Genomic DNA, 10,549 nt, shown 5'->3' with positions numbered 1-10,549 from the left:
GTGATAAAAAATACAGCTAACTCACGCAGACCACTAAGGCCGAAAGCACCAACCCGGCATCGACCCCGACCATTACCCCCGCCCCCCCTGCAACACAGCATCCCCCCGACCGAGTGCGAACGAAAACCCTCTCGCAGTTAAGGGCTTAAGTCCCTTTCGCAAATACTGGTTTCATCGCAAAAGCCCTTGCCATAAGGGCTTTTGCGATTATTCGCCTAGCGCGACTAATGAATTCGCTCAATAGGCATTTATCCCCAGTCCTCGCTTGACTACATTTGGTCCTGTCGCAGCGCGGCCCGTTGCTTAGTTGTCTGGCTAACTAAGTCCCTCGCCTTCACTGCCCCGCTATCAGTCCGATTGCATCGACTCCGTTCAATGCTTTCGTATGAATCGACAGGAGCAACACGCATGAAAACCGCTATCGCAACACTCTCGCTTTCGGCTATTTCGGCCGTCGTTTCCACGACTGCATTCGCCGATGGTGGCATCGGTCACGCAGGCACGTATCAAACAGCAACCACCTCGGAAAGCACCATGACACGCGCCCAAGTGCGCGCAGAATTGGCCGCAGCCTATGCAAATGGCACGCTGCCCGCGCTGAACCGCAATACGTATCCGGACCGCAGCATGGCCGGCAATGCCATAGCAGCCCAAAATGAACAACGCGCGCGCGAAGAGGCGGTTGCAGAACAACGCAATCGCTCAGTGGTGGAGTTTGCGAACGGCTCGGTGACTCAGAGCGGCAAGGTCAACGTTCAATAAGGCCAGGAGTCCATCATGAATGAATCAGCACCCCTTGAAGACTTCTCGGCACTCGACGACTGGCTGCCTGAATCACCGCAATGGCAGCCGTACAGGCCGCAAGCAACACGCGAACGTCAGGCAGTAGAGTTGGCGCAATAAACGACGGACTTGATGTTTCAACGCTTCGTTATCGCGGACTATTGGGTCCGCGGTAACGAAGTAGGAGCCACTCAACCGAGTGCATGGTCGCGGTCGGAGGCGATCAGGCACTCGGCTTCAATCATCCGCAAGCGCCGACTTCACCGCACGCCGTACAGAAGTCACAGCCATCCTTGCGGATCATCGCATTGGCCCCGCAAGTCGGGCACTTGCGGCCTGGGATCGGCAGCAGCGCGTGCGGGTTGGCTGCATCTGCGCTGTTCTCCATGACTGCCGTGATGTCGTCATCGGTAGAATCGGATGGCGCTGATACAACCTCAGCCTGTGCACTCTCATGCCGACGTTGTGCAAGCACGCGCGATGGTACCTGGCCACCCTCGATATCGAGGAAGCCACGTCGATACAGAATCTGCTGGATCGCATACGCAAGCGCCGCAACTTCGGAGTCGTGCCAACGCGGCGCCTTGTGTCCATCGAGACGCTCGACGTCGCCAAGACGCACCTGTCCGCGATCCCACGACACCTTGCGCATGTCCTGCAGATTACGCGCGACAAACCCGCCCCGCGCCGCCAGCGACAACGAGCGCATGGTCGCCGTGATCCACTGCTGCGATTCGTCGCGTTGACCCGTCGGAATGAAGAACTCGATGGGCCGCTCGATAGTGACATCCTCCCCGCCCAGCCGCCCCGTGATCTCCATGAACGACACCGCCACATAAAGCGACTTCTTGCCGGCCTGCGTGAGGTACTCCACCTTCTCGATGATCGCCGGCAACTCGCCCCGTGGGCGATGATCGACGGCAATCCGCAACGGGTCCAGTTCAACCTCGGCATCAGCGGCGTCCGAAGGATCGGATGCAACAATGGCAGGCGTCTCGGGCGTCACTGACAACACCGCGCCCAGCGTCTCGTTCGGACGGTACGTGGCGAGTCCCTTCAGGCCCCGGCGCCATGCATCGAAGTAGAGATCCTTGAATGCCTCGAACGGATAATCGGCGGGCACATTTACCGTCTTCGAGATTGATGTATCGACGAAAGGCTGCACCGCCGCCATCATTTCCAGATGATCGTTCGCGGACATATCGAGCGCGCTCACGAAGTAATCCGGCAACGCCTTTATGTCTCCACCCAGCTCGCGATACAGCCGGTACGCATGATCCTCCACCGCGAACGATTGCCGGCTGCCGTCGGCCATGCGCTTGTTGCGCTGATAGGTCCATGAGAACGCCGGTTCGATGCCGTTCGACGCGTTGTCAGCGAACGCCAGACTCACGGTGCCGGTCGGCGCAATGGAGAGCAGGTGGCTGTTGCGAATGCCGTCGCGATGAATCTCCGCCTTGATGTCATCCGGCAAGCGAGACGCAAAAGTGCCTGTTTCAAGGTACTTTTGCGCATCGAAGAGCGGGAACGCCCCCCGCTCCCGAGCCAGTTCCACCGACGCGCGATACGCCTCGTCGCGCATGGTCCGCGCCACGCGTGCCGCAAAGTCTCGGCCTTCCTGCGAGCTATAGCGCACGCCCAGCATGACGAGCGTATCGCCGAGGCCGGTAAAACCCACGCCAATACGCCGCTTGGCCTGCGCTTCCTTGTCTTGCTCGGGCAACGGCCAGAGCGTCACGTCGAGCACATCGTCGAGAAAACGAACTTGCGTGCGTGTGCTTTTCGCGAGGCCGTCCCAGTCGAATACAGGCGTGCCTCCGTGACGCTGCGCGAATGGTTCGCGCACGAATCGCGTCAGGTTCAACGGTCCGAGGTTGCAGCAGCCATACGCGGGTAACGGCTGCTCGCCGCACGGATTCGTCGCGCGAATGGTCTCGACGGCACGCAGATTGTTGTCGTCGTTCATGCGCGATACGAACACCACGCCCGGTTCCGCGACGTCATAGGTCGAACGCATGATCGTGTCCCACACTTCCCGTGCACGCACTTCGCGATAGACCCACAAACCGTCGTCGCGTTGCCGTGCGTCGGCTGATGCCTTGAACGCGGGCGACGGTTCCGCGCGATGCACGAGTTCCCACGGGGCGTCGTCGGCAACCGCCTGCATGAACTCGTCCGTCACCGCGACCGATACGTTGAAGTTGTTCCAGCGCCCCTTCACATGCTTTGCCGCGATAAATTCGAGCAGGTCAGGATGCGAGCAATCGAGAATGCCCATCTGCGCACCGCGCCGCGAGCCCGCGCTTTCCACGGTCCTGCATGATGCATCGAAGACATCCATGTAACTGCACGGACCCGACGCCGATGACCCCGTGGAATGCACGCGCGCACCCTTCGGACGGATCGCGGAAAAGTTGTAACCCACACCGCCGCCGCGCCGCATGGTTTCGGCCGCCTGCAACAGCGCGACGTAGATACCCGGCAAACCGTTCTCGTCGACGCCCTGGATCGCGTCGCCCACGGGCTGCACGAAGCAGTTGATGAGGGTTGCCTGGATCCCTGTGCCGGCCGCGCTCATGATGCGGCCCGCGCCTAGCGCACCCCGCTGGAAATTCTCGAAGAACTCCGTCTCGACCTGCTTGCGCCGCGCCTCGGGTTCCGCGAGCGCCACGCCTCGCGCGACCCGGAGGTAAATGTCTTCGATGCGCGTTTCGTCACCCTTCGCATACTTTTCCAGCATCACGTCGATGGAAAATTGCTGCGGTGAAACGGTGATCTTCAAGTCGTCTTCAGCCATGTCGGTCCTCGTAGCCAGCGGTTTGCTGCGTTGCAACGGAGCGGCGAAAGCGCCCTCGCCGAGTGCGCCAAGCCCCAAGTTTTACACCTTTCGGATCCGACCGAAAGGAAGAAAAACATCGCCGGCTGTGGGCGGCGGCTACTCGGTGTTTGCCGCGTCCGCTGGTACCCTCTGCACTGTGCTCGCAGTCAATCTCGCCGAGCGGCGCTATTAATGGAAGCGATGGCACGCGCCAACAATCAAGAAAGAACGGGGTAGCGATATGACAGAAGCAGCGGCGAAGCTGCGCATCTTCGGGATTTGCGGGCGTTCGGGACAGGGTAAGACGACGTTGATCGAGGCGCTCCTGCCCTGGTTCCACGCACGCGGTTGGGTAGTGAACGTGGTGAAACACAGTCATCATTCCATTGATCTCGAGCCGCCGGGCAAGGACAGCGCGCGTTATCGCGCGGCGGGAGCGGGCGAGGTATTGATCGCTTCGCCGTATCGTTACGCCATCGTGCGCGAACTGCACGATGCACCCGAGCCGCCATTCGCAGATCTTGTCGCACGGCTTTTGCCCTCCGACCTGACGCTGGTGGAGGGCTTCACGCGCGAAGCGTTGCCGCGCATCGAGGTCGTGCGTCCGGACGTGGGTAAAGACCCGCTGTATCGAACCGATACAGCAATCCTTGCCATCGCCACCGACGACGCACCGGGCCTTCATGACGTACCCGCCATACCGCTTCTGCCGCTGGCGGACGTTGACTGTATCGGCGAGTTCATCTGCAAAACCGTCGGGCTTTCGCTGTTAAACGCCGATTCGCCAGATATTTAACGCCGCCCGCGCCGCCCGCAAACTGAACAACTAGCGCACGCTCGTTCCGATCAACTCGCGATACACATCCACGTATCGCAGAGCCGACGCTTCCCAGCCGAAGTCCTGCGTCATCGCGCGGCGCTCGACAGCTTTCCATTCCAGCCGCCGCTGCTTCAATGCGAACGCTCGGCGAATGGCCGCGACGATCGATGGCCGGTCGAATTTCTCGAAGACGAAACCGGTGGCGAGATCATCGGCGAGATTCTCCAGCGATGTATCCACCACGGTATCGGCAAGACCGCCCACGCAATGAACGAGCGGCAGCGACCCATACGCCAGCGCGTACAACTGCGTCAGGCCGCACGGTTCGAAACGCGACGGCACCATCACAATGTCGCTGCCCGCGATAATCGAATGTGAAAGCGTTTCGTCGAATCCAAGCTCGACCGCGACCGCGTGCGGATGCGCCAGCGCGGCTTTCTTAAGGCCGCTTTCCAGCGCCGGATCGCCTGTACCGAGCACAACCAGCTGACCGCCACGCTGGACGATATCGGGAATAGCCGACAACAACAGGTCGATGCCCTTCTGCTCGGTCAACCGGCTCACCACGCCAAACAGCAACGCGTCCGGCTCACGCGCGAGGCCGACGCGTTCCTGCAACGCGGCTTTGCACTTCCCTTTTCCCGTCAGCTTCTCAACCGAATACTGCGTGTCGATGGCGGTATCCGTCGCCGGATTCCATACCGTCTGATCGACGCCGTTGAGAATCCCGCTGATGTCGTGCGTGCGGTGGCGCAGCAAACCATCGAGCCCCGCGCCTTGTGCATGGGTCTGAATCTCGCGCGCATAAGTCGGGCTAACGGTCGTGATGCGGTCTGCATAGAACAACCCGGCTTTAAGAAACGAGAGATGACCGTAAAACTCGACGCCATCGACGGAGAAAAAATCCGCCGGCAGTTGAAGCACGCCGAATTCCGACGCAGGAAACACGCCTTGATAAGCGAGGTTATGGACCGTCATGACCGACGGCACACGCGCGACGCCCTCCCGCTCTCGCGCCCGCAGATACGCCGGCGCGAGTCCGGCGTGCCAGTCGTGCGCGTGCAGGACGTGCGGTTTCCATGCGGGATCGGCACCGTTCGCCAGACGCGCCGCCGCCCAGCCAAGCAGCGCGAAACGCCGGTCGCTGTCGGCATATTGAGTATGCGAGGCGTCGAGATACGGATTGCCCGGCCGGTCGTAAAACGCATCGGCGCGCACTATGTAGACCACGACTCCGTGCGGCTCCAGCACGCCCCGCTCAAGCCGCACGTTATCGATACCAAACGCCCAGCCGAGGTCCGCCACCGGCTCGATCCGCTTTAGACCGGCAACAACGGAAGGAAACGCCGGCAAGATCACGCGGGCATTGGTGCCCAGTTGCGTCTGGGCCGGCGGCAACGCCCCCACGACATCGGCGAGGCCGCCGGTTTTCAAAAGCGGATACATCTCCGCTGCAACATGCAGCACGCATACGGTCATCGGTTCCCCATTGGCTTGTTCCGGTGGTCCGGATTATGACTGCTTGGCTTGTCCGAGACGTGTCAATGCATCCTGTGTCACGAGCACCACGCCATTTTCAGTGCGGAAAAAACGCTCCGCATCGTAATCGGGATCCTCGCCAATGACGAGGCCCTCCGGCAACGTGCAACCCCGGTCGATCACGACGCGTTTCAAGCGGCAACTCGGCCCGACCGTGACCTGCGGCAACAGCACGGCTTCGTTGATGTGACAGAACGAATGCACCCGCACCGCCGATGAAAACACCGAACGCGCCACTTGCGAGCCTGAGATCACGCAGCCGCCGCAGACGAGCAGATTGTTGATCGCGCCCTGCTGCCCGTGCAGATCCCGCACGAACTTGCCCGGCGGCAACTGCTCCTGATTGGTCCAGATCGGCCACTTGCGGTCGTAGAGATCGAGCGCCGGAATGGTCGACGCCAGGTCCAGGTTCGCCGACCAGTACGCGTCCACGGTACCCACGTCGCGCCAATACGGCGGTGCGTTCGGATCGGTTTCGGAAGTCACGCACGACATCCCGAACGGATGTGCGATAGCCCGGCCGCTGGTCACCACGCGCGGCAGGATGTCCTTGCCGAAGTCGTGGTCCGTATCGGACAACGTGATGTTCTCTTCGAGCAGTTGATACAAATACTTCGCGCTGAACACATAGATGCCCATGCTCGCGAGCGCGACGTCGGGCTTGCCGGGCATGGCAGGCGGATCGTCGGGCTTTTCCAGGAAGGCGGTCACGCGGCGCTGCGCGTCGACGTGCATCACGCCAAACGCGGTGGCTTCCATGCGCGGGACCTCGATACACCCGACCGTGCAATCCGCGCCGCTCTCGACGTGGTCGAGGACCATGCGCGTGTAGTCCTGCTTGTAGATGTGGTCGCCAGCCAGCACGATGATGTACTCGGGGCCGATCGAGCGAATGATGTCGAGATTCTGGAACACCGCATCTGCCGTTCCGCGATACCAGCTTGAGTCCACGCGTTGCTGAGCCGGCCAGATATCGATGAACTCGTTGAACTCGCCGCGCAGGAAACCCCAGCCGCGCTGCAAGTGCCGCAAGAGCGAATGTGCCTTGTATTGCGTGACGACCGCGATGCGCCGGATGCCCGAATTCAGGCAATTCGACAATGCGAAGTCCACGATCCGGTATTTGCCACCGAAGTGCACTGCTGGTTTGACGCGCTTGTTCGTGAGCGGCCCGAGGCGAGTGCCCCGGCCGCCCGCGAGAACGATAGCCAGCGTGTTCTTCTGCAGATCCGTACGACTTCCTGTCAGCGTCTCCATACCGACCTCCTGTTTTGCGGCCTGTCTCTGGCCTGTTTCTAGCTTATTCCAGCCGTTTATCGGTGCTTGCTGGCGAATGATTCAAAGTGCTTGTGGCGGTTTTCTCCAGAGGATTCAAACGACGATCGATTAAGCTTGTTGGGATGATTTTGCTGCAAAGGTGAATAGTTCGCACCTGCTTTTCGGAAATTGACAAACAGGGCCGTCAATATCGCTCTGTAATCCGATGGATCCGGCTTGGACCGGTGGCCGGCGATGCGGCAGCGGGTAAAGGTTTAGCAATCCCCATGCCAAGTGGATTTCGCTCCCGTTCGGGATTTATAGGAGGGTTCTTTCGGCGCGAGCGAAAATCACGGCACAATGATGTCTGGCATGTCTAACATGCATGCAATTTCGTGCGCGGCCCCGGCCGCTGTCCTGCACCCTGCGAAAACCATCATGAACAACGTCCTCAGCATCCAGTCACACGTGGTCTTCGGCCACGCAGGCAACAGCGCTGCCGTTTTCCCAATGCGCCGCATGGGAGTCAACGTCTGGCCGCTCAACACCGTGCAGTTCTCGAATCACACGCAATACGGCCGCTGGACCGGCAGCGTCGTCGACGCTGACGAACTGACACGGGTGATCGAAGGGATCGGCGCAATCGGCGTTCTGTCGCGCTGCAACGCGATCCTGTCAGGCTATCTCGGCTCGCCCGAGCAAGGCGCCGCGGTGGTGGAGATCGTCAGGATGGTGAAAGCCGTCAACCCGAAAGCGCGCTTTTTCTGCGACCCCGTCATGGGCACCACGAGCGGCTGCAACGTCGAACCCGGCATCCAGGAATTCCTGGTGAGCACGATGCCGGAAATTGCCGATGCCATGACGCCCAATCACATCGAATTGCAGAAGTTGACGGGACGCACCATCGAGACGGTGGACGAAGCGGTCGCCGCGTGCCGGGAGGTGATTGCACGCGGTCCGAAGGTTGTGCTGGTTAAACATCTGATCGACAAAAACAGCCGCGCCGATACCTTCAACATGCTGGCTGTGACGGAAACCGAAGCATGGTTCACGCAACGGCCGCTGTACCCGTTTGCCCGGCAACCGGTAGGCGTAGGCGACCTGACGAGCGCGATATTCCTCGCGCGCACGCTGCTGGGGGATTCGGTACGCGACGCGCTGGAACACACGCTTGCCGCAGTGAACGCCGTAGTCCGGACCACTTTCCAGGCCGGGCGTTACGAGCTTGAAATCGTCGCGTCGCAGGATGAGATCGCCTATCCGACAGAACGTTTTCCGGCGATCGGGGTCGATTCGGAGTAAGGGCCCCGCTAGCCTCCGCCTAGGCTTGAGCGTATCAACCAACGGGGCATCGATGAAGCAGATCAAGGTGGACGTCGCCGTCATTGGCGCGGGAACGGCGGGCATGGCGGCGTATCGTGCCGCGCGGCACGCAGGCAAACAAGTCGTGCTGATAGAAGGCGCCGAGTTCGGCACGACCTGCGCGCGTGTGGGCTGCATGCCCTCGAAGCTGTTGCTTGCCGCCGCGAATGGCCTGCACGATGCAAAAGCGCAAGCACCGCGCGGCATTGAAGGCACGCACGCGCTCGAGGCAAACGGCGAGCATGTGCTCGCGTATGTCCGCAGCGAGCGCGATTATTTCGTCAAGGGCGTGCTGAAGGAAACGGATTCGTTTCCTCCGGATACGGTGATTCGCGGGTTTGCCCGCTTCGAATCGCGCAACGTGCTTTTGATCGATGACTCCACGCGTGTAGAAGCCAGGAGCGTGGTCATTGCAACGGGTTCAACATCCGTCATTCCAGAAGACTTCAAAGTATTCGGCGACCATCTCATCACGAGCGACGACGTCTTCGATCTGAAGAGCTTGCCCAAGCGCTGTGCTGTCTTCGGCGCGGGCCCTATTGCACTCGAACTCGGCCAGGCATTCGCGCGGCTCGGCGTGGACGTGTTCATGTTCAGCCGAAAAAATAAGGTTGGTGCGTTGACGGACACACCCGTGCGCGACGCGTTGATCAAAGCGCTGCAGCAGGAGTTCTACTTCGATCCCGACGCGACCATCCTCGATAAATCGATGCAGGATGGCGAGCCCTCACTCCGCTTTAAATCACTGGACGGGACTGAACGCACCGAGCGTTTCGATCGGGTACTCGTTGCGGCCGGCAGGAAACCGGCACTGGCTTCGTTGCGGCTTGAAAAGACCGGCATAACACTCAACGATAAAGGGGTTCCCCTCTTCGACGAACGTTCAATGCAGTGCGGCGACAGCAGCATCTTCCTGGCCGGCGACTGCGACGGCACGCGTCCGTTTCTCTCCGATGCCGCCGACGAAGGCAAACTCGCCGGCGACAACGCCGCGCGTTTCCCTAATGTTCAATCCGTCAAACGCAAGGTGCCGTTTTCGATCGTATTCTGCGAGCCCCAAGTCGCCAGCGTCGGTGCGTCCTACGACGATCTCGAAAAGCAGATGACGGTCACGGGAACCGTGTCATTCGAAACGCAAGGGCGCAGCCGGGTGCTGCGGCAAAACCGCGGTTTGCTGCATGTCTATGCCCACGCCAGGACCGGCAAGTTGCTGGGAGCGCAGGCGTGCGGGCCGGCCGTCGAACATCTCGGCCATCTGCTTGCATGGGCGCTGCAACTGGAAATGACCGTGGAAGATATGCTGAAGCTGCCGTTCTATCACCCGGTGATCGAGGAGGGTTTGCGCACGGCGCTGAAGGAAGCGAACAGGAAATGTTTTGAAGCACGCGCGCAAACAGCGCCAGAGTTACCTAACGCAGTGGGTTGCTGACCCGCATTCGCACATCAGAAAACCAAAGAAAAAGCCCGCGCGCGCAAACGCGCGAACGGGCTTCTTATTGCTGCGAGAACCTGAATAACGCTACCGCTTACATCGCATACTGGAGCGCGAGATCGAATCCCAGCACGACCATCGAGCAGAACACGCCCAGTAGCAAGTTACCCGCACGATGCGCAACGTCATGATGTTTCGTCAGCATGGCAGCGGCCATGAACGCGATTTCAACCACGATCTGCATGGCAAACACGGCTAGCATCAGCGCGAACTCATACCCCATCGAACTGAAGTCCGAGAAGTTGAAACCACGCACGGCCACCCATGAACCTACGCGCCATAACTCATACGCCAGCAACACCAACGGGAACAGATAGCTGAACACGTAGGTCGGCATTGTGGCGTGCCGCAATTCCATGTGAAAGTGACGAGATGTTTGCATCTGGCTCTCCTTGATCCTGGCTATTTGCCGCCAGCATTTCGCTGGCCTTAACTAATAAAAGCGGCTTCGCTGACTTCGTCATCTACTTACTAATTA

9 protein-coding genes are annotated in these 10,549 nt (G+C 60.2%); 5 read left to right on the top strand and 4 right to left on the bottom strand.

Going from position 1 to position 10,549, the window contains the following annotated elements; all coding sequences use genetic code 11:
* Positions 1-408: 408 nt before the first annotated feature.
* Complete coding sequence (locus M0D69_RS27955; protein ID WP_301785101.1) at positions 409-762, top strand: DUF4148 domain-containing protein; 354 nt, start codon at positions 409-411, stop codon at positions 760-762.
* 15 nt (positions 763-777) lie between these two features.
* Positions 778-903 carry a hypothetical protein gene (locus M0D69_RS27950; protein WP_301785100.1) on the top strand — a complete coding sequence of 42 codons (126 nt, stop codon included), beginning with the start codon at positions 778-780 and terminating at the stop codon, positions 901-903.
* Positions 904-1,024: 121 nt separating this feature from the next.
* On the opposite strand, the gene M0D69_RS27945 is transcribed toward M0D69_RS27950, so the two are convergent.
* Positions 1,025-3,580 carry an adenosylcobalamin-dependent ribonucleoside-diphosphate reductase gene (locus M0D69_RS27945; RefSeq protein ID WP_301785099.1) on the bottom strand — a complete coding sequence of 852 codons (2,556 nt, stop codon included), beginning with the start codon at positions 3,578-3,580 and terminating at the stop codon, positions 1,025-1,027.
* A 262-nt stretch (positions 3,581-3,842) separates the two neighbouring features.
* On the opposite strand from M0D69_RS27945, the gene mobB reads away from it, so the two are divergent.
* Positions 3,843-4,397: a molybdopterin-guanine dinucleotide biosynthesis protein B gene (gene mobB, locus M0D69_RS27940; RefSeq protein WP_301785098.1), complete on the top strand. Its 555-nt coding sequence runs from the start codon at positions 3,843-3,845 to the stop codon at positions 4,395-4,397.
* 30 nt (positions 4,398-4,427) lie between these two features.
* Here mobB and glgA read toward each other — a convergent pair whose 3' ends face one another.
* Together glgA and glgC are read right to left on the bottom strand one after the other, a co-directional pair.
* Positions 4,428-5,900 (bottom strand): glycogen synthase GlgA, encoded by a 1,473-nt coding sequence (gene glgA, locus M0D69_RS27935; protein ID WP_301785097.1) that lies wholly within the window; start codon positions 5,898-5,900, stop codon positions 4,428-4,430.
* 33 nt (positions 5,901-5,933) lie between these two features.
* Positions 5,934-7,217 carry a glucose-1-phosphate adenylyltransferase gene (glgC, locus tag M0D69_RS27930; RefSeq protein WP_301785096.1) on the bottom strand — a complete coding sequence of 428 codons (1,284 nt, stop codon included), beginning with the start codon at positions 7,215-7,217 and terminating at the stop codon, positions 5,934-5,936.
* Between the two features lie 438 nt (positions 7,218-7,655).
* On the opposite strand from glgC, the gene pdxY reads away from it, so the two are divergent.
* Together pdxY and M0D69_RS27920 are read left to right on the top strand one after the other, a co-directional pair.
* Positions 7,656-8,519 (top strand): pyridoxal kinase PdxY, encoded by an 864-nt coding sequence (gene pdxY / locus M0D69_RS27925; RefSeq protein WP_301785095.1) that lies wholly within the window; start codon positions 7,656-7,658, stop codon positions 8,517-8,519.
* A 52-nt stretch (positions 8,520-8,571) separates the two neighbouring features.
* The gene (locus M0D69_RS27920; RefSeq protein WP_301785094.1) at positions 8,572-10,008 is read left to right on the top strand and encodes a dihydrolipoyl dehydrogenase; all 1,437 of its coding nucleotides are present in this window, start codon (positions 8,572-8,574) and stop codon (positions 10,006-10,008) included.
* Between the two features lie 97 nt (positions 10,009-10,105).
* Here M0D69_RS27920 and M0D69_RS27915 read toward each other — a convergent pair whose 3' ends face one another.
* A complete protein-coding gene (locus tag M0D69_RS27915) occupies positions 10,106-10,453 on the bottom strand; it encodes a hypothetical protein (RefSeq protein ID WP_301785093.1) in 348 nt (115 codons plus the stop codon).
* Positions 10,454-10,549: the final 96 nt, after the last annotated feature.

The sequence above is a fragment of the Caballeronia sp. SEWSISQ10-4 2 genome (assembly GCF_030464885.1).
Taxonomy (GTDB): domain Bacteria; phylum Pseudomonadota; class Gammaproteobacteria; order Burkholderiales; family Burkholderiaceae; genus Caballeronia.
This window is presented reverse-complemented; position numbering and strand designations above follow the sequence as displayed.

Excerpts from the sequence above, each read along its gene's own strand:
- M0D69_RS27945 (WP_301785099.1), bottom strand. The coding sequence starts at position 3,580 with ATGGCTGAAGACGACTTGAAGATCACCGTTTCACCGCAGCAATTTTCC.
- M0D69_RS27955 (WP_301785101.1), top strand. The coding sequence starts at position 409 with ATGAAAACCGCTATCGCAACACTCTCGCTTTCGGCTATTTCGGCCGTC.
- M0D69_RS27950 (WP_301785100.1), top strand. The coding sequence starts at position 778 with ATGAATGAATCAGCACCCCTTGAAGACTTCTCGGCACTCGACGACTGG.
- glgC (WP_301785096.1), bottom strand. The coding sequence starts at position 7,217 with ATGGAGACGCTGACAGGAAGTCGTACGGATCTGCAGAAGAACACGCTG.
- M0D69_RS27915 (WP_301785093.1), bottom strand. The coding sequence starts at position 10,453 with ATGCAAACATCTCGTCACTTTCACATGGAATTGCGGCACGCCACAATG.
- mobB (WP_301785098.1), top strand. The coding sequence starts at position 3,843 with ATGACAGAAGCAGCGGCGAAGCTGCGCATCTTCGGGATTTGCGGGCGT.
- pdxY (WP_301785095.1), top strand. The coding sequence starts at position 7,656 with ATGAACAACGTCCTCAGCATCCAGTCACACGTGGTCTTCGGCCACGCA.
- glgA (WP_301785097.1), bottom strand. The coding sequence starts at position 5,900 with ATGACCGTATGCGTGCTGCATGTTGCAGCGGAGATGTATCCGCTTTTG.
- M0D69_RS27920 (WP_301785094.1), top strand. The coding sequence starts at position 8,572 with ATGAAGCAGATCAAGGTGGACGTCGCCGTCATTGGCGCGGGAACGGCG.